Consider the following 23,020-nt stretch of genomic DNA (forward strand, 5'->3'; position numbering starts at 1 on the left):
CCGGAAGTGAAACGCTGTTGCGCCGATGGTAGTGGGACGACAGGTCCTGTGAGAGTAGGTCGCCGCCAGGTTATTGCCCGTCATTTCGCCAACGCGAGATGACGGGCTCTTTTTTTGCACGCATCTCCCGATCTTTGGGGAGCGAATTCCACGATTGCCGATTGGTTTTGGAGCTCTTAACCGCTGTCGCCGAGGAGATAATCAATGCTTGTCGCGATCCAAGGCTCCTTGCTGAGAGTGATTCGTTGGCGGGGCAGGCATGATCGAGGCTCTGTGATGAACCAAAAATCTCGGGTATGGGGTGGGATTGCTGCGAAGCGGGGATGGGCAGGCAATGAAAAATTCACGTTCGTGGGATGAGTTGCTTGCCTGTTTGGGATTCGGACAGATGCTGGGACTCGATGAGGTTGCTCGGATGGTTTGTATCGCTGTCGCTGGTGATACTGGCGATCTGGCTGGGTTTCGGCGGGGAGTGGGAGGAGAGGTTTTCTCTTGCTGGCTCGGTCGAATGGCTGGAGTCCAACGGCGATTGGGGTTGGATTGCTGGGGTCTCCCTGCTTATTGGAGATGTGGTTCTTCCGGTTCCTGGGACGGTGGTGATGTCGGCCCTCGGATGGCTCTATGGGCCTTTGTTCGGAGGGCTGGCGGCTTCCCTTGGGTCGGTTTTGGCGGGTTTGGTGGCTTACGGTTTGTGCCGTACGATGGGGGAAAAGATGGCACGGCGGCTTTTGGGTGACTTGGATTACGAGAAGGGGAGGCTTCTGTTTACCAATGGAGGGGGATGGATGGTGGCGATTTCCCGCGCGCTCCCGATTTTGCCCGAGGCGGTGGCCTGTACGGCGGGCTTACTGAGGATGCCATTTGGCCGGTTTTTTGTTTCACTTCTCTGCGGAAGCATCCCGATCGGATTTTTGTTCGCATGGATCGGATCCGGTGGGCGTGAGGCTCCGGCTTGGGCCTTGGCTTTCAGTCTGCTGGTGCCTGCGTTCCTTTGGGCTCTGGCACGTCTGGTGATGAAAAAGGTTGGTTCGGAATCTTGAGGTCAGAAGCCAGGCTGGCGGGATTAGTTTTTTAGCGTTGAAAACTGATAAATTCTAGATCATTGGACCTCCGGTGCATCCACTGTCCTCCATAACATTTTAACCATAAGACATTTCTGATATCTAAGATTCATTTAGCAATCTTGGATTTGTGATTTTTGGCCTCAGTTTTTTCCTTAAGGCAATAGCGCCCGTCTGGCGCGCCTATTGCTATTTGCTGTTGGTTAGTCCAATGGGCCTGAGTTCGGAGCTCTGAAAATTACAGAATAGTCGATGAGTTTGTCATGACGTTTCCCCCCACGTCCGCCACCAGATTGCTGAGCCACCTCTTTCAGCGAAGTACGGTTGCGTCTTGGATTTGCTTGGGTTTGGTAGCTGGAGCTGCGCCAAGCGATGTCAGCTTTTCAGGAAGTGATATTCCGGAACTGACGGTCCCTGGAGCGGGTGTGGGCACTTTGGCTCTGACGGATCCGGATGGCTCAGAGAGCTACACCTTTGATTTGGTCGCTGGAGACGGCGATGATCATAACGGATTTTTCCTGTTGAATTCGGATCAGGTTCAAGTCAACGCGGCGCTCGACTTCGAGGTGCTGGGAGGGGTCTTGTCGATCCGCGTCGAGGTCCGGGACACTAGTGGAGTCGTTCTTGAGCAAGCGGTCGCGATCGGGCTTCTTGATGATCGCACCGAGGATGCAGATGGTGACGGTCTCAGTGAAGCTGATGAAGAGGATCTGCATTCGAGTTCGGACCTTCTTTATGATACGGATGGCGATGGGTTTGGGGACGCCTATGAGGTGGCGAACGGGACATTGCCGGGAGATGATTCGAGTAAGCCAACGGGTTCAGTCATTTTGGCCTGGGGCTCGGATGTCGATGGTCAGTTGACGATCCCCGGCACCTTGGGGGAAGTGGCCGAGGTGTCAGCGGGTCTTGGTCACAATCTCGCCCTTCGGAGTGATGGCTCGGTTGCGGCTTGGGGTCGGAATATCGAAGGCCAGTCAACGGTTCCTTCTCCTCTAGCTGCCGCGATCGCGGTCGCAGCCGGTGACCGGCACAGTTTGTGTCTCTTGGCCAATGGTTCAGTGGTGGCCTGGGGATCTGACGTCGATGGCCAGTCGACCGTTCCGAACGGGTTGACAGGGGTGGTGGAGATTGCAGCAGGGAGTTCTCATAGTATGGCGCTTAAGAGCAATGGGACCGTGGTGGTTTGGGGTTCGAACTCGGTGGGTCAGTCCACCGTGCCAGCGGGGCTTTCAGGGGTGGTCGATATCGCAGCCGGCGGGGATCACTGTCTGGCGCTTCTTTCGGATGGGACGGTGGCTGCTTGGGGTCGCGACGATGACGGGGAGATTACCGGCATCAATGCGGTGACCGGGGTGATCGGAATAGGAGCCGGACTTCGCCATGTCATGGCCTTGACTGCGGATGGCGAGGTTTTGGCGTGGGGTGATGCGAGCAATGGACAAACGTCTCCACCTGCCGGCACTGGCAATCTCGATCTTTCGGCCGGTGGATCGCATGGCCTCCTGATTGATGGCAGTCGCGAGGTGCAGGCCTGGGGTATGGATGATGCCGGCCAATCAACACCACCCTTCGAAGCCCAACAAGTGAGGCGAGTGTCTGCCGGTGAATCCCATAGTGTGGCGCTGCGACGAGGGGCTGACTATCCGGAGGTGAGCAGTGAGAAAGGGATTGTTGGTGTGATCGGAGATGCTTTTTCTCATCAGCTTACGGTGGCGAATGCGATACCGACCGCTTTTGGGGCCATGTCACTTCCCGCGGGATTGTCGTTGAATCCGGCGACTGGAATGATCAGCGGGGAGCTTGTGGATACTGAGGCTGTGGTGGCAAGGGTTTGGGCCGACACCGATCAGGGCAGGCTTACCCAGTTGCTCTTGATCGAGGTATTCGATGCGGCCCCACCCACGGCGATCTTTTTGACACCTGCGACGGTCTCGGAGACGGCTTTGGAGGGCAGCGTGGTTGGGGTATTGACGGCTCTAGATCCCGACGCGGTGTCCAGTCATAGCTTCAGTCTTGATAATGATCCGGTTGATGATCCGGATGACGAGGACAACGGATTGTTTTCGATTATTGGAAACGAGTTGGTTCTCGACAACGACATGCCCTTTGATTTCGAGGATGGCCCGATGACTTTCAGTATCAATGTGATGGTGGTCGATGGGGCTTTCAACACGCTCACGCAATCCTTTGTCATTGTGCTGACGGATGACCGAGACGAGGACTTTGACCGTGATGGATTAACAGAAGCGGAGGAGGAGGATATCTACGGGACCAGCGATTTGAATTTTGATGGCGACGGCGACGGCTTTCTTGATTCGGTGGAGATCACGTTCGGGAGTTCGCCGTTCGATGCGAATGACATGCCGGCCTACTCATTGGTGGGGTGGGGTGGGAACTCGTCGGGACAGTTGCTTGTTCCTTATGATGGGAGCTTTCGGACGCTTGATATTGGGCAGCAGCACTCAGTTGCTCAAAAATTTGATGGTTCGCTGGCAGCTTGGGGTGGTGACAATGAATATGGGCAGACGACCATTCCCGTGGGGCTGAGCGGTGTGGCGCAGGTGGCCGCCGGCGGTGATACCTGGACGGAAGGGGCCGCGCATTCGCTTGCCTTGCTTGCTGATGGAACCGTGGTGGGATGGGGTTGTGATGAGAAGGGGCAGGCGACACCTCCCGTTGATTTAAGTGGTGTGGTTTCCATAGCGGCGGGTCGTGATCATAGCCTCGCGTTGAAGGGCGACGGCACCGTGTTGGCTTGGGGAGGCAACTTCCACGGACAGACGGATGTGCCGGTTGGTCTGAGCAATGTGGTCGCGATTTCGGCTGGGGGCTTCTTCAGTCTGGCCTTGAAGGACGACGGAACGGTGGCGGTCTGGGGCGGGTGCTTCGATGGCAATAATTGGGTCGATTTTGATGAAGCGCCCGGTCTTTCGGATGTAGTCGCGATTTCGGCGGGACGGTATCATGCTCTGGCTCTGAGAATCGACGGCACTGTGGTGGCCTGGGGGCACGACTCCCACGGGCAGCTGCAAATTCCAGCAGGATTGAGTGATGTGGTTTCGATATCAGCTGGGGGCTTTCATAACCTTGCGCTGAAGGCGAATGGCGAGGTCGTTGGTTGGGGAATGAATGACTACGGGCAGACGTCGGTTCCGATGGCGGCCACATCGGCGATTCAGCTGATTGAGGCGGGGCTTTTTCACAGTGTGGCGATCCAGGCATCAGCGGGGATTCCAAGGATCACGAGTGCGAAGGAGATTCAAACAAGTCTGTCCACCGCAGTAAACCATCAGGTGGTAGTGTCGAACGCGACCCCCACATCGTTCATGGCCATGGGCTTGCCGCCGGGCTTGAGTATGGATTCGAGTGGGTTGATCACCGGATCCGTATCCGCGGTGACACGAAGTAGCGTGAGGATTTGGGCGGACACGGATAAAGGCCAGGTGGAGCAAATTTTATGGGTGGGGGCAATCGACGGCGTGCCGGCGACGGATATCCAGTTGTCCTCATCCCAAGTGAACGAGAATGCGCCGGAAGGTACGGTGGTGGGGACACTCTCGGCCGTCGACGCAGACGCCTTGGATAGCCATGTCTTTGCGCTGGTGATTGGTGAGGGATCCGAAGACAACTCGAAGTTTCGGATTGAAGGGAACCTGTTGGTGGTCGGGGCTGGATTTGATCAAGACTTTGAGGTTGATCCCCAACTACAGGTCAGGATTCGGGCGACAGACAGCATGTTGAATCCCTACGAGGAGGTCGTTCTCTTGAGCTTTGTCGATGATCGGGCTGAGGATGCTGATGGCGACGGTTTGACTGAAGGTGAAGAGGAAGATCTCTATGGGACAAGCGATGTCTTGTTTGATTCAGATCTTGATGGCTTCAGCGATGCCTTTGAATTGGCTCAAGGTTCTTCTCCGATCGATGATGATTCCTACCCGACGGGTTCCGTCCTGATCGCCTGGGGAGAGAACGGAGCCGGGCAAACGGATGTTCCTTCAGGCTTGGATGATGCGACCGCGATTGCCGCGGGAAGCGCCCACAATCTCGTCGTTAAGGGCGATGGGAGTGTGGTGGCTTGGGGTTCCAACAGTGATGGGCAACTCGGAGTTCCGGTAGGCTTGTCCAATGTGACCGCAGTTGCAGCTGGCGAGGCCCATAGTCTCGCATTGAAGGACGACGGAACCGTTGTTGCCTGGGGTAGGAATCTGGAAGGGCAGGCCAGCGTGCCGACGGATCTGAGTGGGGTGGTGGCAATTGCTGCCGGAGGCCACCACAGCCTGGCGCTGGTGAACGACGGATCGGTTGTCGCGTGGGGTAGTGACGCAGCGGGCGAGTCAACAGTACCTCCTGGATTGGGTGTGGTGGTGGCGATTGCCGCTGGAGCGGATTACAGCGTCGCGCTCCAGTCGGACGGCTCGGTGATGACATGGGGGGAGACTGGGTCCGGTCAGTTCCTGGTGTCTCCAGACTTGCGAGAGGTTATTGATATCGCCGCGGGAAGGAATCACGTTCTAACCTTGATGGGTGACGGGACGATAATCGGCTGGGGAGATTCGAGCCAAGGACAGATTAATATCCCGGACGGCCTTGATGAAGTGGTGAAAATCGCGGCGGGGGATGTGCACAGTCTGGCCCTCCGGAATGACGGGACGGTTGTTGCGTGGGGTGGGGCGGGAAGCAGAACCGTAGCACTACCCTTCGATGTCGATGGTGCGGAGCTAATCGCTTCGGGTGTGGATCACGGACTCGTGCTGCGGGCGCCTGACGGCTTCCCCTCAATTTCGGAGCAATCAGCAGTCAAAGGCACGTTGAACGCGGTTATTTCCCAAGCGGTGACCTTGAAAAATGCGACTGGCTACGCCTTCGAGGCGATTGGCTTGCCTCCAAGCATGTCGCTTGATCAGGGAACGGGATTAATTACTGGGACCGTGGCCGTGGAGGAGTTGCGGTCGGTCCTTCTGATCGCCTACACCGACAAGGGAGTGCTGACGCGGGTTGTGCAGTTCAACACGATTGATGGAGTCAGCCCGTCGACCATTGTGCTTGATCCAGCGGAAGTCGTGGAGAATGCGGAGGATGGCAGGGTGGTTGGAAGGCTGCAAGCGATCGATGCCGACCCCTTGGATTCGCATACTTATGCGTTGAATAGTGGAAGCAATACGACCGACAACGAGAAGTTCCGGATTGAAGGAGATCTGTTGGTGGTCGATGGCGGGCTTACCGCTGATTTCGAGAGCCATCCCGGAGAGTTGATTGCCCGGGTGATTGCCACTGATCTTACGGGAAACAGGGAAGCTGAAACTTTCCAGATCGTGTTGTTGAATGACTGGTCCGAAGATGAAGACGGCAATGGTTTCAGCCAAGCGGAGGAAGCGTATTTCTCATGGGCGACGACTGCCACGCTGAGTGGGGGAGATGAGAATCCGACGTCGATGCCGTTTGGCGATGGCGTCATGAATTTGCTCAAGTATGCCTTCAATCTTGATGGTACTGGTCCTGATCGAAGGATTCTCGAGGCGGGTACGGGGACCGCGGGCCTGCCGCGATTCGAGTATCTGAATGAGAACGGAGAAGAGTTGATGCGGCTTGAGTATATCCGGAAGTCGGATGGTTCTGTGATTTACACCCCCGTCAAGGGATTGACGCCGAATCCTGAGGGGCTTGTTCCATTCACTGCGACGCCCGTGGTCACCGAGATCGACGCCGTCTGGGAAAGAGTGGTGGTCGAGGAGCCATGTGAAGGGGACGCCTGCTTCTTCCGGGTTAAGATCGAGCTCCCCTAGGAGAGGTCGATGCTTGAATCTAGCCATTGCGTCGGGCCCTTGTTCCCGTCTAGGCTCACGACGTGAGCCGCATTGTCATCAAGACCTTTCTTTATCAGATTACACCACAGATTTGGCGCCGCATCGCGGTGCCGGAGGACTTCACTTTCATTCAGCTGAATGATGCCTTGCAGGCGGCGCTCGGCTGGGAGAACAAGCACCCTCATGAGTTCCGGCATGGGAAAGGCAAACGTCTGGTGGATGTGATCGGGCCGGTAGGTTTGGAAGATCAAACCCCAGGGGAGTTTCAGGATGAGGCGAAGCTGACGCTCAAGCAATTTATCGGTCGTCGGCGGCTGCCCATTCGGCTGCTTTACCGATATGACTTTGCAGAGGAATGGATCCACGAGGTGGTGTTGGAGAAGAAGGACGAAGGCGAAGGTGTTGAAATGCTTGGGGGCGAGCGTGCCTGCCCGCCGGAAGATTTCGGGGGAGCGTTCCAGTACATGCAGGCCTTGCACGGTGAAATCGCCTGGGACCATCCGGGGTATGACCCCGAACTGTTCGAGCCGGAGAAGGTGGACTTTACGCCGAGGAAGAAGCGAAAGCGTTAGGGTTCGAGGGCAAGCTTCAGGTCGGCGACGAAAGCACGAAGAGCCTCGGTTCGCGCTCGCTCACCCGGTAGCCGGAGGATGTAGCTGGGGTGAACGGTCGCGATTGCTTTTTCGGCAAGGATGCTTCTGACAAGTCCGCGATTCTCCAGCAAACGGAAGTCTGGATCGATGAGTGCCTGCGCTGCGGTAGATCCCAGAAGAATGATGGTCCTCGGTTTTACCTTGAGGATCTCCGCGAGCAGCCACGGCTTGCAGGTGTGGATCTCGTCACGGCTGGCTTTGTCGTGGAGACGCGGTTTGCCGCGTTCACCGGGCTTCCATTTGAAGTGTTTGACGGTGTTCGTGAGGTAGCAGTCATTTCGCTTGATGCCAATCTCGACGAGTGCCTGGTCAAGCAGTTGGCCAGCGGGTCCGACGAAGGGGCGGCCGGTGATGTCTTCGATGTCCCCGGGTTGCTCACCGATGATCATGATTTCGGCACGCGGATTCCCTTCGCCGAAAACGGTTTGTGTCGCGCTTTCGTAGAGCTGGCAGGAGCGGCAGCAATTGGCGGCTTGTTTGAGATCGGTGAGATCAAGGTGCTCGGCTTGGGCGAGTGCTTCAATGGGTGATAGAATTTCGAGATCGCTTTCGGGGTGGTCCGCGCCGCGCGGGAGTCTTTCAGAAACGTGGGCCCGTGCGAGGTTGGGGCCTTGGTCGATCATTTGTCCGATGCGGCCGCTGGCACCCTGTTTGAGTCCGGCGATCAGAGAAGCTTCCGGCAGGTTCTTCCAGTATTTCTTCGGCATCTCGGCCTGCATCGCTCTGAGCTTCAGTCGGCCGGGGTTGAAGATGTTGGCGTAATAGGTGCGCCAGTAGTCTTCGAGCTCGTCGCCCTGCTGTGCCTGGCTAGCATCGACACCGTCTGAGAACGCGAGCGCCTTTCCGTTCCAGTGGACGCAGCGGTCGGGAGTGAGGATCGACCAGTCGAAGGAGACGAAGCGTTTCGCGAAGAACGGAGCGGTGAGCTCGACGATGTGGTGTTCGGGTTCGAACCAGGCGACGAAGTGCTCACGTCCGGTCGCGGGATCATCGCCTGTTTTTCGAAAGCGGACGAAGGCTTTCATTTTGTGGCGGTCGCGACTGACGGACTTTGCAAGAAGGGAGAGCTTCCGCACCAGTGGTTCCGAAGCGAGCTGGAGGAGGTGGCGCTCGTTGCCAACGGACATTCGGAAGGCTGCCTGGTAAAGGAGTGACCAACGGTCGGGATCACGGTGGCAGGCGACGAGGTTCGCGAGATCGAAGAATGACTTTGGAATCCTTGGGGGCTGATTCGTCGTTGGGGGAAGCCGGGCTTCGGTGAACAGGGGGAAGGCTTGGGAGCCATCGTGCCAGACGATCTCCGAGGGATCGGTTCTCGCGGCGAGGAGGTCGCGGGCGACCGATCGCCAGGAGCTGAATGTTGGCTCGATGGTGACCGCGTGCATGGTCTGTTAGAATTCGCCGTTGAGGGCGGTGGCGGCAGCAACGGGATCTGGTGCGGGACTGGCGAAGTTGAGTTCGAGCTGCTTTGGCGGCGGGAGGAATCGTTGGCGGAGTCGATCGCCTTCGAGCAGTGAAGGTGGTGGGAAGTAGTCGAGCGCTACGAGGAAAGGTGAGCATTTTTTCAGTGATATCCCGAGGCGTCCAAGGTCTTCCAGCCTGAGCAGGTGATGGCGGCGATTGCTGATGATCCGCTGCACGGAACGGACGCCGATACCAGGAATGCGGAGTAGCATTTCACGGGCCGCGCGGTTGACGTCGATGGGGAAGTGTTCGCGGTTGCGCAGTGCCCAGGCGAGCTTGGGGTCGAGTTCCAGATCGAGTTGGTTCAGGGTGGGGTCAACGATTTCACCAACCGTGTAGCCGTAGAACCTCATCAGCCAGTCGGCTTGGTAGAGCCGATGCTCGCGGACCAGTGGCGGAGCCTTTGCGGGCAGCAGGGGAGAGGCGTCGGGAATGGGGCTGAAGGCCGAGTAGTAGACCCGGCGCATCCGATAGCTGCGATAGAGATCGTCGGAACGGTGCAAAATATCGAGATCGCTGGAGTCGTCCGCGCCGACAATCATCTGGGTGCTTTGGCCGGCCGGGGCAAAGGAACGACCGTGCGGGTTTTTGGTAAACTTATCGGTTCGGTCGCGGGCTTCTTCGATCCTGGAGCGGATTCCTCCCATGGCCTGACGCGTCCGGCGAAGATTTTTCTCCGGGGCGAGGGTGGTAAGGCTTTGTTGCGTTGGCAGCTCGATGTTGATGCTGATGCGGTCGGCATACTCGCCTGCCTTGTCGATCAGTTCCTGCGAGGCTTCGGGAATCGTTTTCAGATGAATGTAGCCACGAAACTCGTGATCGACACGCAGGCGTCGTACGACCTCGATGACCTGTTCCATCGTGTAGTCCGGATTGCGGATGATTCCGGAACTGAGAAAAAGTCCTTCGATGTAGTTTCGTTTGTAGAAGTCGAGGGTGAGCTTGATGACCTCGTCCGGGGTGAAGCGGGCCCGTGGGGTGTCGCTTGAGCGACGATTGATGCAGTAGTGGCAGTCGTAGATGCAGGCGTTGGTGAGGAGGAGCTTGAGCAGCGAAATGCAGCGTCCGTCGGGCGCGTAGCTGTGACAAATCCCGGCGCCACCGGATGAGCCGAGGGCTGTCGAGCTGCCTGAGGAGTCTCGGCGTTTGGTGCCACTGCTGGCGCAGGAAGCATCATATTTTGCGGCGTCTGCGAGGATCGCCAGTTTCTTCTCGAGTTTCATTTGGTGGGCTGTTCGCAAGAACATACTTCAGGTTTTTGGTCCTGCCCACGGTTTACTGTCCGCATAATTTGCCTGAATGGGCGAAGCTGCCTCCAATGGAGCTGCGGGTGGTCATTCCTTTTGAGTGCAGAAGGCAGTTCAGGGACCTTCGTTACGGTGTCCTTTTTCGGACGAACTTGATTTTCGATTGCCTCCAAACGAGATACCCCGAAGCTTGGAGCCATGATTGATTATTCCAACTTCATCAATGGTGACTTTGTCGATTCCCAAGGAGGTGAGCGAATTACGGTAACGAATCCGGCAACTGGGGCGGAGATTTCGAAGGTTCCTGAAACGCCTCACGAGCAGATCGAAGCGGCCATCGCAGCTGCCGAGAAGGCCCAGCCTGCCTGGGCGGCGTTGCCGGCGGTCGTTCGGGCAAAGCATCTGCACGAACTGGCCGACAAGATTCGTGAGAAAGTCGAGCCGCTGGCCCGGGTCATCACCGAGGAGCAGGGGAAGACACTGCCATTGGCCCGTGTCGAAGTGAATTTCACGGCGGACTACATCGACTACATGGCTGAGTGGGGTCGTCGGATCGAAGGCGAGGTGATGGAGAGTGACCGCCCGAAAGAGAACATCTTCCTGTTCCGCAAGCCGATCGGAGTGGTCGTCGGAATCCTGCCGTGGAATTTCCCCTTTTTCCTGATCGCCCGGAAACTGGCTCCGGCTCTGATCTGCGGCAATTCGATCGTGCTCAAGCCAAGTGAGGAGACACCGAACAATGCCTTCGAGTTCTGCAAGATCCTGAATGAAACGGACATCCCGGCGGGCGTCGTGAATCTTGTTTCGGGCTATGGCGCTACGGTAGGTCGTGCGCTCACGGAGAGTCCGAAAGTGGGAATGATCAGCTTCACCGGCAGCGTCGAAACCGGCTCGCGGATCATGGCAGCGGCGGCGCAGAATATTACCCGGGTGAATCTTGAACTCGGCGGCAAAGCGCCTGCCATCGTCACGGCCCATGCCGATCTTGATCTGGCGGCGACGGCGATTCAGGCATCCCGTGTGATCAATAGCGGTCAGGTCTGCAACTGCGCCGAGAGGATCTATGTGCAGCGGAGCGTGGCCGAAGCATTCACTGGCAAGCTGGTTGAGAAAATGAAGGCCGCCCGGTTTGGAAATCCGCTGGAGGACGAAACGCTCGACTACGGTCCGATGATCAATCAGGCGGGCTATGAGAAAGTCGTGAGGCTTCTTGATGCTGCGGTGAGCGATGGAGCCCAGGTCCTGTGTGGTGGTGGGCGCGGCGCGGACGAGAGCGGCTTCTATTTCGAGCCGACCGTGGTTGCGAACTGCACGCAGGCGATGGATCTCGTGAAGAAGGAGATCTTTGGTCCGGTCATTCCGATCGTGGTGTTTGATGAGCTCGATGAAGCCATCGCCATGGCCAACGACACGGAATACGGACTCACCTCATCGGTTTTCTCCAATGACCTCAATGAGGCGATGAACTTGGTCGAAGCCTTGAAGTTTGGCGAAACCTACATCAACCGCGAGCACTTCGAGGCGATGCAGGGATACCACGCCGGCTGGCGGAAGTCCGGGATCGGTGGGGCCGATGGCAAGCATGGGCTCCACGAGTTTCTCCAGACCCAGGTGGTGTATCTTCAGCGTTCGTAGGCAAGCACGAGGACCACCCTCGACCTGGTCCATTTGGACCGAGGAAGAGGCGGTCGATGTGGACTCAAGCCCCGGCCATTTTCAAAGCACCGACGGCATAGGCTGCGGCGGCCATCAGGGTGGCGATGGTGCGAACGTGGTTCCATGGCTGCCAGCGGGTCAGGTAGTCTTTCCATGCCTCAGCAGCGTTGGCGGCCGACGGATCCACCTTGTCGAGTTGGTGGTTGAGCGGGACGTTGATGCTGGCGGTGACGAGGAAACAGCCGATCAGGCAGAGCAGCGCGCCAGCGACGATCCAACTGCTGGCCGGATGCTCCCAATGCCTCAAGGCGATGACCAGAACGCCAAGACTGCCGGTCGCGGTGCCGGAAAACAACCCGAAGAAGCCAGGGTTGAGGATGGCACTGTTGATCGATTGCATCGATGAGACTCCGGACTCGACCGGGATGTTGGAGAAGGCCTTCATCGCGAAGTTCGAGAAGACGAACAGGAGGCCGGAGAGCATCGCGCTCGAAATCGCGAGGCCGACGACAAAGAGAATGCTCGGTGACATGGGAAGGAGGATGTTGGGATTCATGGTGGTGGGTGGTTTAGTGGTTCCAGTAGCCTTCAGCGGCGGCCTTGCTCGCATAGTCCGCGAAATTCCGTGGTGGGCGTCCTAGCGCACGCTGGACGCCGTCGGTGAGGTACTCGTTTCGTCCATCGAGGACCTCGGTAAAAAGGTAGTCAATGAGTTGGGTGAGTTCGTCGGGTAAATCTGCGGCACTCATCCCGGTCATGAAGTCCGCATGGGAGATTGGCTGAAAGCGGATCTCGCGGCCGGTGGCTTTAGATAGCTCGGTGGCGGCTTGATCGAAGTTCAACAACTCAGGGCCCGTCAGTTCGTAGATCTGCCCGTCGTGTCCGTCTTCGGTGAGCGCCGCGATAGCGACGTCCGCGATGTCGTCGACATCGACGAAGGGCTCGCGCACGCCGTTGACCGGCAGGGCGATGGTGCCGCCGAGGACCATGTCGCGCATGAAGTTCTCACTGAAATTTTGGTTGAACCAGGCGCAGCGGACGACGGTCGAGGGAATCCCGGAGTTCAGCACGAGCTGCTCACAGTGCTGGGCTTCTTCTTCGCCGCGGCCGGAAAGCAGGACGAGCTTACGCACCTTGTGGTTGCGGGCGACTTCGATGAGCTTCTCGATGGCCTCGGTGGCTCCGGGTGAGGCGAGGTCGGGGTGGTAGGCAATGTAGATCGAAGTGACTCCTTCGATCACCTGGCCCCAGCCGGACGGATCGTGCCAGTCGAAGGCCGGGCTCGCCGAGCGGGAGCCGATCCGGACGGAGCGGCCCAACTCCTTGAGCTGGCGGACGACCCGTTGGCCAGTCTTGCCGTTGGCGCCGAGCACCAGGGTGGTTTCGTTCAGGGCGGAAGTAATGTTGTTTGGTGTTGTTGTTTGCATCGCGTCCACTTTGCCTTCGTGGTTCAGGTGTTTCCATGTCACTTGATCCCTTAAAATTGACATTTCGTCCAAAATGGTGGTCTTTCGAGGTGAAATGAGCACACAGAGCCCCGATGACGCCTGGGAGTCGGTCGATCCCTTGGGTGAAGCGCTGCATTCACTTCGAATGAGCGGCACCTTCTATTGCCGTTCGGAGCTATCCGCGCCGTGGGGCATTGATCTGCCGGCGATGCCGGGATGCCTGATGTTCCACATCGTGACCGCCGGTGAGTGCCGGATTGAAAGCGAGCTTGGTGGAACAAAGCGGCTGAAAGCGGGAGACTTCGTCCTCATTCCCCACGGTCGAGGTCATTTGCTGAAAAGCGATGTGAAGGCCTCGGTGCAGAATATTTTTGATCTCCATCGTGAAATGATCAGTCCTCGCTACGAACTGCTGAAGTACGGCGGTCGTGGTAGAGAGACACGCTTGATCTGCGGAGCGGTCTGCATCGATGACCCTGCCTCCCTGCGCTTGGTGGAGGCCTTGCCCGAAATGATCGTCATGCGGACCGACACGCCGGAGAACGACTGGCTGGTCGGCATCATCCGCTTGATGATGGTGGAGGCGCGTGAAATGCGGCCGGGTGGAGACACGGTGATCACCCGGGTGTCGGACATCCTCGTGGTGCAGGCGATCCGTCATTGGCTGGAGAACGATCCGCTGGCCCGGACCGGATGGCTGGGTGCGCTGCGGGATGCGCAGGTGGGCAAGGCGATTGCGCTCATCCATCGTCACCCGACGCGACCATGGAGCGTGCGCGAACTAGCCGAAAAAGTCGGGCTGTCGCGCTCGGCTTTCGCCGCACGTTTTATGGAGCTCGTCGGGGATTCGCCGATGCGCTACGTCCGCCACTGGCGCTTCCGCATCGCCATGAACTGGCTGCGCGACACGGATCTGCCGCTGGCGGAAATGGCTGATCAGCTGAGCTATCAATCCGAGGCCGCCTTCAATCGGGCATTCAAAACCTTTACCGGAAAGACACCGGGATCGGTGCGGCGGGAGGCGAGGAAGCTTGCTTTGGCTGGGTCGACTGGCACTGCATGACTCACCCCCGTCATGGCATCGTCCCATTTGATTGCTCAAATAGGTCAAAGATCTTCAAATTCTTGATTGGTGAAGGCCACTTGGCACGTATCGTTTCTTAAGACAACCCAACCGTTCGATGACTAAATCCACCAATCGTCGCCAATTTCTCAAAACAACTGCCCTGACCTTTGGCATCCCCACCTTCATTCCAGCATCCGCGCTGGGCCGGGACGGGCATGTCGCTCCGAGCAACCGGATCGTCGTGGGTGCCATCGGGATCGGCCCCAGGGGTAGGAGGGTGCTCTCCTGTTTTCTAAAAGAGAAGGACGTCCAGTTCGTCGCGATCGCGGATGTTCAGGAAGCTCGCCGGGAAACGGTCAGACGCATGGTTCTGCGCGCTTACGACAGTGATGATTGCGTCAAATACCGCGACATGGACGAATTGCTCGCGCGGGACGACATTGATGCGACGCTGATCTGCACGGGTGACCACTGGCACGCCCTCGCCTCAATGCGCGCGGCCAAGGCCGGCAAGGACATTTACTGCGAGAAGCCCTGCAGCATGACCATCGGTGAAACCCAGGATCTCGCCGACACGGTCAACCGCTACCAACGGGTCTTCCAAGCCGGAACCCAGCGCCGGAACGTCGACAATTTCCGCTTCGCCTGTGAGCTGGCGAGCAGTGGCAAGCTCGGGAAAATTCATACCGTCCATGCGGGTATTCTTCCGCTCCGTGAAGACTTTTCATGGCTCCCGGAGGAAGCCCTGCCCGCCAAGGACGAAGTCGATTGGGATGCCTGGCTTGGGCCTGCTCCGTGGCGGCCTTACAACGAGAAATACGTTCAAGGTCGTTGGCGCGGTTACTACGATTTCAATGGGGGGGCGACACTGCCGGAGTGGGGTGCCCACACCATCGATCTCTGTCAATGGGCTGCCAATGCCGATGGGACCGCACCAGTCGAGTATGAAGCGATCGACGACAACACCATCCACGCCACCTATGCCAACGGCGTCAAACTGGTGATGCGCCTCTCGGGCTTCAAAGGGGAAGGCGACTGGGTGGTTCCCGGGACCTGCCCGGTTCGATTCGAAGGCGATGAGGGATGGGTTGAAGCCGCTGACTCCGGTGAAATTGCGGCCAACCCGGAGACGCTGATCAAGGATTTCCCCGAAGGAGGTCTTTCGGGTACCGACGCGACCAAGCATGTTCGGGAGTTTCTTGATTGTGTCAGATCACGCAAGCAACCCGCAGCCAACGCTGATGTCACCCGCTATGGCCACATCGTTTCCCATGCCGCCTCCATCGGCTGGCGAGTGGGTCGGAAAGTCCGCTTCGATCCTGTCAGTGAAACCTTCATCGATGACGCCGAAGCGAATCGCATGATCCGTCGCGCCTTGCGTGCTCCGTGGACGGCATGAGTCATCCAACATTTTTGATATCATGAACTCTACTTCCATTCTGACCGAGAAATCCCAACTCGCAGTTCTTGCGTCCGGCGCTTCCGAACACGGCAAGGCAGTTGCATGCCAGAAGCTGGTGTATGTCGCCGGGCCTGAGTCGATCGCTCCGCTTGCCGCGCTGCTGAGTCACGAGACCCTTTCCGACTATGCTCGTAGTGGACTTGAGGCGATCGGTGATCCGGGTGCTTCTCAGGCACTACTCGAAGCGCTTCCGGAACTCAAAGGCCGTCAGCTTGCCGGTGCGGTGCATTCCCTCGGAGTTCGTCGCGAAAAGAGTGCGGTCCCCGCGCTCGGGAAGCTCGCTGCGGATCCTGCGCGCGGCGTCCAGTCCGTAGCCATTGCATCGCTCGGCATGATCGGTAGCCCGGAAGCAGCCGAAGCACTCAAACCGATCATCGCGAATGGCTCGGAGCCATTGAAGTCCGACGCAGGTCATGCGGCTCTGGTCGCGGCCGACCACCTCGCCGCCGACGGCCAGCCCGGGCTTGCCAGGCAGCTTGTGCAAGGACTGAAGACCGTGTTCCCGAAGGGGCCGATTCATGATGCGGCGATCCACCTGAACGATCCGCCAGAATAAGGGCGTCGAACTTCATTTCAGCCCATACTCGAGCCAGCGGAAGACCTTTGCCGCCCGGAGCGCCTGAGACCAAGGCTCCGAGCTGGCACCATAACAATTGATGGCTACCTGTGTAATGGCGCTCAGGGTTTGAAGAGGGTGAGATGCTCGGATGAAGTTGGTCGGAAAAGGAGCGAGGTGGCAACGTGGTCGATGGCGCGCTGGGATCAGTTTATCGAATTGTGAAAGACAAACCTGGAATTGGTGGTCGCTCACCCGCACGCATGAGTGATAGGGATCGTCCGGCTCTGCCACGCGCCTGACATCGTATCTGTCGAACTCAATGAAGCCTTACCCCATGTTCCTCCTCGGTCTGTTTCTCCTTGGAATGCCGCTCAGCGCTGAGGAAAACGACCGCGAAGTTCTGCAGAAGACCTTCGTCAAAGTCTGGGAGAAAATCGATGAATCATTCTATGATCGGACCTTCAACGGCCTCGACTGGAATGCGATCAAGGAGAAATACCAGGTCAAGGTTGACAAGATCGAAACGAACGCAGAGCTCCGCGAGATTCTCAATGAGATGCTCGGTGAACTAGGGCGCAGTCATTTTTCCATTTCCGGAACGCGCCCCACATCCAAGGGTCGGCGCGCCAATGGCGACTATCTCGGCATCGACCTCCGGTATCATGATGGAGGGCTCACCGTTTACGAGGTCGTGCCGGAATCTCCGGCTGCCGAAGCAGGCATGACCCCGGGTTTTGAAATCATCGAGGTTGAGGGCGAAGCCGTCACGGATCTTCTTAACCGCCACCAGATCGATGCAAAATCGGGTCCGGGCCAGGTTTATGAAACGATGCACGAAGTGTTGCAGGAAATGGGGAACCCGGAGGACGGCAGGATCACGCTGAAAGTCGATCTGCGCGATCCGGTTTTCGATTTTGCGCCCGGAGAATACGAGGGCGAATTCGGCAACTTGGGTCAGGGACGTCCGATCCGGATGCAGTTTGACACGCGGCTCGTTGCTGGAGATCAGAAGGTCAGGATCATTGATTTCAATCTTTTCGTCCCGACCCTCGTCGGCCGCATCAACACGGCCATTCAAGAAGCCCGCTCGGAAAATGCCGACGGACTGATCATCGACCTCCGGGGAAACCCCGGTGGCTTAGGCATCATGGCGACCGGACTGACGGGACGCTTGATTGATGAAGAACTCGATCTGGGCGATATGAACAATCCCGGCGGAAACATCGCCTTCCACGCCTTTCCTCAGGAAAATGCCTACCTCGGTCCGGTGGTCGTTCTGGTTGACACCTTCAGCGCGTCCACTTCTGAAATTTTTGCCGCCGCGCTGCAGGAGCATGGCCGAGCGAGGGTCATTGGCCGCCGCACCATGGGTGCCGTTTTGCCTTCGGTGATCGAGGATCTTCCGAATGGAGATCAATTCCAGTACGCGATTGGTGACTATGTGACGGCGGTCAACAAGACCCACCTTGAAGGGCGTGGGGTGATTCCCGATGAAATCGTTCCGCTGGATACCGCAGCGCTGCGCGAAGGCCGTGACCCTGACATCGAAGCCGCCCTTCGATGGATCAAGACTCAACAAACCAAAAACAACGAATGAAGATGAAATCAATGATACCATTCTTTCTCGCGCTCGCATGCGCTGGTCTTACTCATGCCAAAGAGGCAACGAAAACCATCGACCCCAAAGCAGTCGCTGTTCTCGAAAAGGGGATCGAAGCTGCCGGTGGCAAAGAGGCCATGGGCAAGATCACAAGCCGCATCATGAAGGGAACAATCGAGATGCCGGCTCAAGGCATGTCGATGACGATGGAAACGAAGCAAAAGGCTCCATCCATGTCGTATTCAAAGATGGTCATTCCCGACATGATGACCGCTGAGGAGATCTTCAATGGCAAGGAAGGCTGGGCCAAGGACAGCATTCAAGGGACGCGCAAATTGGCCGGCGCCGAACTGGCCAGATTGAAGGAAGGTGCTGCATTGTTCCCGGAGCTGCAGACCCTTGCTGATTTGGCTGCGGCAAAAGTGCTTCCCGATGCCACGGAGGAAGATCGAACGTTCTCTGTTATCGAAACGACGAGCAAAGATGGCATCGTCAAAACGCAATATTTTGATCAGGAGACCGACTTACCGAACCGAGTGGTGATGAAGCTCTCCGTCGGCCCCGACAGTGAGATGGAAGTCGACGTCAGGGTCTCCGACTACAAGGAAGTCGACGGAATCAAAATGCCCCATAGCATGACCATGCTCGTCAGTTCGCAGGAGTTGGTGATGAAAATCACCGAAGTGCAGCACAACCAGGAGATCGATGATGAGATCTTCAGTCTGAAGAAGTAGTTTTCCCAGCGCTCTCACAAGGCCGGCTTTCCTATCGGGAGTCGGCCTTCCTTTTTTCTCAGAGCAAGGTTCGTGGAGAAGGATCCTTTTATCGAATCATGGTTGAATTCTTTGCCGCAGGCGTAAGTTTGAAGAATCGAGCGCATGCTTCTCTACTACGACCCGATCTACACCAATGCGATCGACCCGACGGCTCGCTTTCCTCGCGACCGCTATCGTTTGATTGCTGAGCGCTTGGAGGGCCGGACCGATGTGGAGATGCGTCGTCCTCGTTTGGCAACGAGGGAGGAAATCATCCTGGCGCATGATTCGCGCTACGTGGAGCGCTTCCTTGATGGGGCCTTGTCTTATGAAGAGATCCGCCGGATTGGGCTTCGTCCGTGGACACCCTCGATTGTTGAGCGCACCTTGCGATTGACCGGCGGCAGCCTTCAAGCTCTGGAGCACGTGATCGCGCACGGCGGCATGGCGGGGAACATGGCTGGGGGCACCCACCATGCTCACTACGATTTTGGCTCCGGCTACTGCATCTTCAATGACCTGGCGATTTGTGCGCAGGCCGCTCTCAAGCGACCTGAGATTCAGCGGGTGCTTGTTCTTGATCTCGACGTCCATCAGGGCGATGGCACGGCGTCGATTTGCCAAAGCTGGCCTGAGGTCTTCACCTGTTCGATCCATTCCCAAAGCAATTTCCCCTTCCGTAAAACGCAGAGTGATCTCGATGTGCCACTTGCCGACGGGATGGAGGACGAAGCCTACCTTGAGCATCTTGAGCGGACGCTGAATTTGATTCGGCCCGAGGAGTTTGATCTCATTCTTTATCAAGCTGGGGTCGATGCGCTTGCCGCCGATGCCCTCGGCAATCTCAAGCTCACTCGTGAAGGCATGGACCGGCGAAACCGTCGGGTTTTCGAAATCCACAAACAACATGGAGTTCCGGTGGTTCTATTCATGGGGGGAGGCTATGCCAATCCGATCGGTCCCACTGTTGATGCATTCGCGGATCTCTTCACGGTGGCGGCAGAATATTCGATGCCAAGCGACGCGCCTGAGATCCCACATGGATGAGAGGTCACAAGAAGGCCTCCAATATATTCGTCCTTCCTTTGTGCCAGCCTATTACGACATCACCGTGAACACGGCGGGGCTCGGGCCGATGGACACTCCTTTCTTTGATGGGCAGTGGAGCTTCGAAAAGGTCGAGTATCATAAAGGTGCTTCGGCCTTGGGTGGCCTGACCCGAGTCGAAGATATTGTTCCTCGTGAGAGACGGCCGGTGGATTGGCGGGCCGAGCAAGTCAGAGGACGACTGTTTTCTCTGGCTCGTGGGCTTCACCAGAGTCACAGACTCTCTCTTTTTATCTTGAGGGTGTAGCTCAAGGGGAAGTGAATTTCGCTGACGCCATGATCCCCGGGTGGCCTCAAAGCTCGACCATGACCTTCACCCCTTCCTGACGAAGGTTCACGTCGAAGGCTTCCTGGATCTGATCGAGCGGGAACCTGTGGGTCACGAGGGATTCGACCGGCAGGCCGATCCGTTCGGCGCGCTGGAGGAAGTGGTAGGCATTTGGGTATTCGAAGCTGTTGTAAACCCAGCTCCCGGTCACGGTGATTTCCTTCCGGCAGATGTCCTGGTGGGGATTGATCGAACATTCACCTCCATCGACGAAGTGACCGACTTCGCAGATTCCTCCGCCCCTGCGGATGCACTTGAACAGATTGGCGAAGGCCTGCGGCACGCCCGTGACCTGAAAGCCCACATGCGCGCCCACGCCTTTGGTGAGACTTTCGACTTTGGCGGCAAGATCATCGATGCCGGCATAGTCCTTGTAGTTGAGCGTTTCGTCGGCACCGAGTTCGGCAGCCATTTTCAAGCGCTCTGGGTTTCCATCGATGGCAATGATGTTGTTGATCCCCGCCGTTCGGAGCACCGCGATCATCAGCAGGCCGATCGGGCCGCAGCCCTGCACCACCACCCGCGCGCGGAAATTCAGCCTCATCCCCACGTCCTTCGCGCGCTGATAGGCGTGGCAGACCACGGCCGCAGGTTCGATCAGACAGCGAAGCTTGAGGCTCATGTCATTCACCACGAAAAAGGAAGAGCCGGGACGAATGATGAGGAACTGGCCGAAGTAGCCATTGAAATGATTGTCCGGTTCGTCCGGCAGCAAGCCATAGACCTTGAGGTCATCGCAGAGGTTTGACTTGAGCGGGTTGTATTTGGCGATCATGCACTCCTGAGAAGTCTCGAGAATACTGGTCACGATCTTGTCGCCCGGCTTGACCGGCTTGCCGACGCTGTCCATCGCCACCTCGGCGCCCACTTGAAGGACCTCACCGGTGCCTTCGTGGCCGAGCACCACCGGGGCCAGACCGAAGGGATCGGAGTTGTAGCAGTGGATGTCGGTTCCGCAGATCCCGCAGGCTTCCACCTTGACCAGGATCTCGTCCGGGCGGATCGCGCGCAGGGGAAATTGCCGGATCTCGAGGGTTTTCGGCCCGGTCAGAACGGCGGCCCGTCCAACGCGTGCTGCCGGACCATCCTTGCTCGGCGCTGCCGACTGGTTCCCACCCGCTTCCGACTGCGAGGCAATCACTTCGGTCACGATGCGTGCGATCTGTTCTTGATCTACCAGTGGCTCACTCATGGGTGCTGAAGATGCCATAACCCATGGCCGGATCGGAGGCAATCACCGCGGGGCCGGATGCCATAAGTTGCTCGTTGAGCAGGGTGGTATGAGAGACGTGAAACTGCAAACTTCAGAGCCTTCAGGGCCGGGTAGGCAATGCGGCAAGCGGGTTCGTGAGGTTTACGCTCTTTGAAGTCAGGCAGGATGGTCCGAGCTCCCCACGGCCCGATAGGCGATCCATGCGCTGAGGGTGGCGCAAAGGGTTGTTAGGAGGGCGAGGGTGGCGATCCAGGTGAGGGTGATCCACGGGGCGGATTGTTGGGGGAGGCTGGGGAGGATGGAGATGATCGCGGCGACCAACCCGATGAGGAGGGCGGCGAGGATGAGGGTGCGGACTTCCTTGGTGATGACGGAGCGGATGACTTTCTTCGAAATGCCGATGGTGTGGAGCATGGCGAATTCGTCGCGGCGCTCGGCGAGGTTGCGGGCGGTGACGAGGCCGAGGCCGGCGGCACCGAGGATGACGCCGAGTCCGCCGAGGACGTTGAAGATGGAGATGTAGGTGTTCTCGACACTGTGGAAGGCGGCGATCCGTTCGGCAGTCGGGGTGATGGTTGCACCGAGATCGGTTAAGGATTTCTGGAGGTCGGCGCGGGCTTCGGTCGGTGGCTTCTCGGTGGTGGCGAGGAAGAGACGGTAGCCGGGGGAGCTTGGGAAACGTTCGAGGAAGGCTTGTTCGTCGACGATAAAACTGCCTTGGAAGACCGATTCTGTTAGGGTGCCGGCGATTTCCACCTGGAAGGTGTTGCCGAGGTCGTCGGTGTAGTCGATGAGGTCGCCAGGCTTCTTTTTCAGGACCCAGAGCAGGGTGGTTTCGTCGATGAAGGCGGGGAGGGGAGCCCGCGAAGCGGGAGTGCCGAGTGCCGAGTGATCAGTGATCAGTGAAGAGTTTGGCGGCTGCGCCGCATTTTTGGAGGGCTGGGGTTGATCATGCGCGACGGCGTCGCGCGGTCCGGTTCGGAGGGAGGCCCAGGATTTTTCGATGCCTTCGGCGGTGGATTTGATGGTGAAGGCGTTCTGGGCTTCGAGGGCGGCGGTGTCGGTGGCGAGAAGGCGGGGTTGGGCGACGGAGTTGAGGTTGAAACAGGAGGCGTCGTCGCCGGTGCCGACGCGGATGGGGAGGAGTTGTTTGATGGTGTCGTCCTGGAACTCGAACTTGCCGGAGGCGAGACGGGTGAGGGGGTTCGAGGTTTCGATCCAAAGGCCGTAGCCGCCGGTGCCGCCGGCGGGGTTCTGCCAGTCGCCGGCTCCGTGCTTTTGGAAGGCGGTGACGGAGATGACGAGGAAGATGGCGGAGGCGAGCGTGCCGATGGCGACGAGGGAGCGGGTCGGGCGGCGGGCGAGGTTTCTGCGGGCCAGCTGGGCTGGAGTGCCGAGTGAGCAGTGAGCAGTGAGCAGTGAGGAGTTTGGCGGCTGTGCCGCGTTGGAGGAGGGCTGGGGTTGTGGAGCGAGTTGCAAACTCGCTCTCCATATTGAGAGGCCGGCGATGAGGAAGGCGAAGCCGGAGAGGAAGAAGGCGGCGGAGGGGCCAAGTTGTTTGGAGGCAGCTAGGGAGCCGAGGCCGATGATTCCA

16 protein-coding genes and 1 pseudogene are annotated in these 23,020 nt (G+C 58.1%); 11 read left to right on the forward strand and 6 right to left on the reverse strand.

All coding sequences use genetic code 11. From position 1 onward, the window contains the following. The first annotated feature begins 401 nt into the window (after window positions 1-401). The 3 genes from WBG04_RS10190 to WBG04_RS10200 all read left to right on the forward strand — a co-directional run bounded on the left by WBG04_RS10190 (window position 402) and on the right by WBG04_RS10200 (window position 7,440). A complete protein-coding gene (locus WBG04_RS10190) occupies window positions 402-1,040 on the forward strand; it encodes a TVP38/TMEM64 family protein (protein ID WP_424314311.1) in 639 nt (212 codons plus the stop codon). 284 nt (window positions 1,041-1,324) lie between these two features. Continuing rightward, window positions 1,325-6,847 carry a hypothetical protein gene (locus WBG04_RS10195; protein WP_424314313.1) on the forward strand — a complete coding sequence of 1,841 codons (5,523 nt, stop codon included), beginning with the start codon at window positions 1,325-1,327 and terminating at the stop codon, window positions 6,845-6,847. Between the two features lie 62 nt (window positions 6,848-6,909). Beyond that, window positions 6,910-7,440 (forward strand): plasmid pRiA4b ORF-3 family protein, encoded by a 531-nt coding sequence (locus WBG04_RS10200; RefSeq protein ID WP_424314314.1) that lies wholly within the window; start codon window positions 6,910-6,912, stop codon window positions 7,438-7,440. Here the strand turns inward: WBG04_RS10200 and WBG04_RS10205 are convergent. Continuing rightward, window positions 7,437-8,906 (reverse strand): UdgX family uracil-DNA binding protein, encoded by a 1,470-nt coding sequence (locus tag WBG04_RS10205; RefSeq protein ID WP_424314315.1) that lies wholly within the window; start codon window positions 8,904-8,906, stop codon window positions 7,437-7,439. The two genes, WBG04_RS10200 and WBG04_RS10205, sit on opposite strands and share 4 nt — an antisense overlap. Window positions 8,907-8,912: 6 nt before the next feature. Then, window positions 8,913-10,208: a putative DNA modification/repair radical SAM protein gene (locus WBG04_RS10210; protein ID WP_424314316.1), complete on the reverse strand. Its 1,296-nt coding sequence runs from the start codon at window positions 10,206-10,208 to the stop codon at window positions 8,913-8,915. Between the two features lie 222 nt (window positions 10,209-10,430). Here WBG04_RS10210 and aldA point away from each other — a divergent pair, with 222 nt between their 5' ends. Further along, entirely contained in the window at window positions 10,431-11,867 is a 1,437-nt protein-coding gene (aldA, locus tag WBG04_RS10215; protein WP_424314317.1) for an aldehyde dehydrogenase, read from the forward strand. Window positions 11,868-11,931: 64 nt separating this feature from the next. On the opposite strand, the gene WBG04_RS10220 is transcribed toward aldA, so the two are convergent. After that, complete coding sequence (locus WBG04_RS10220) at window positions 11,932-12,444, reverse strand: DUF1772 domain-containing protein (RefSeq protein ID WP_424314318.1); 513 nt, start codon at window positions 12,442-12,444, stop codon at window positions 11,932-11,934. Window positions 12,445-12,457: 13 nt separating this feature from the next. Then, entirely contained in the window at window positions 12,458-13,315 is an 858-nt protein-coding gene (locus WBG04_RS10225) for an NmrA family NAD(P)-binding protein (RefSeq protein WP_424314319.1), read from the reverse strand. A gap of 94 nt (window positions 13,316-13,409) precedes the next feature. On the opposite strand from WBG04_RS10225, the gene WBG04_RS10230 reads away from it, so the two are divergent. The 7 genes and pseudogenes from WBG04_RS10230 to WBG04_RS10260 form a co-directional block, all read left to right on the forward strand. Continuing rightward, on the forward strand, window positions 13,410-14,399 hold the full coding sequence (locus WBG04_RS10230) for an AraC family transcriptional regulator (RefSeq protein WP_424314320.1): 990 nt from the start codon (window positions 13,410-13,412) through the stop codon (window positions 14,397-14,399). Window positions 14,400-14,517: 118 nt separating this feature from the next. Further along, complete coding sequence (locus WBG04_RS10235) at window positions 14,518-15,801, forward strand: Gfo/Idh/MocA family protein (protein ID WP_424314321.1); 1,284 nt, start codon at window positions 14,518-14,520, stop codon at window positions 15,799-15,801. A 22-nt stretch (window positions 15,802-15,823) separates the two neighbouring features. Further along, window positions 15,824-16,420 (forward strand): HEAT repeat domain-containing protein, encoded by a 597-nt coding sequence (locus WBG04_RS10240; protein ID WP_424314323.1) that lies wholly within the window; start codon window positions 15,824-15,826, stop codon window positions 16,418-16,420. A 322-nt stretch (window positions 16,421-16,742) separates the two neighbouring features. Continuing rightward, the gene (locus WBG04_RS10245; RefSeq protein ID WP_424314324.1) at window positions 16,743-18,020 is read left to right on the forward strand and encodes a S41 family peptidase; all 1,278 of its coding nucleotides are present in this window, start codon (window positions 16,743-16,745) and stop codon (window positions 18,018-18,020) included. Between the two features lie 11 nt (window positions 18,021-18,031). Then, a complete protein-coding gene (locus WBG04_RS10250) occupies window positions 18,032-18,757 on the forward strand; it encodes a hypothetical protein (RefSeq protein ID WP_424314326.1) in 726 nt (241 codons plus the stop codon). Window positions 18,758-18,901: 144 nt separating this feature from the next. Continuing rightward, a complete protein-coding gene (locus WBG04_RS10255) occupies window positions 18,902-19,825 on the forward strand; it encodes a histone deacetylase family protein (protein ID WP_424314327.1) in 924 nt (307 codons plus the stop codon). 79 nt (window positions 19,826-19,904) lie between these two features. Continuing rightward, a pseudogene (locus WBG04_RS10260) lies at window positions 19,905-20,027 on the forward strand (SDR family oxidoreductase); the annotation flags it as partial. A gap of 151 nt (window positions 20,028-20,178) precedes the next feature. On the opposite strand, the gene WBG04_RS10265 reads toward WBG04_RS10260, so the two are convergent. Together WBG04_RS10265 and WBG04_RS10270 are read right to left on the reverse strand one after the other, a co-directional pair. After that, a complete protein-coding gene (locus WBG04_RS10265) occupies window positions 20,179-21,405 on the reverse strand; it encodes a zinc-dependent alcohol dehydrogenase (RefSeq protein ID WP_424314329.1) in 1,227 nt (408 codons plus the stop codon). Window positions 21,406-21,582: 177 nt separating this feature from the next. After that, window positions 21,583-23,020: FtsX-like permease family protein (locus WBG04_RS10270; RefSeq protein ID WP_424314330.1), on the reverse strand; the 1,438-nt coding region annotated here is incomplete at its 5' end.

This window comes from Haloferula sp., from assembly GCF_049672945.1.
Classification (GTDB): Bacteria; Verrucomicrobiota; Verrucomicrobiia; order Verrucomicrobiales; family Akkermansiaceae; genus Haloferula.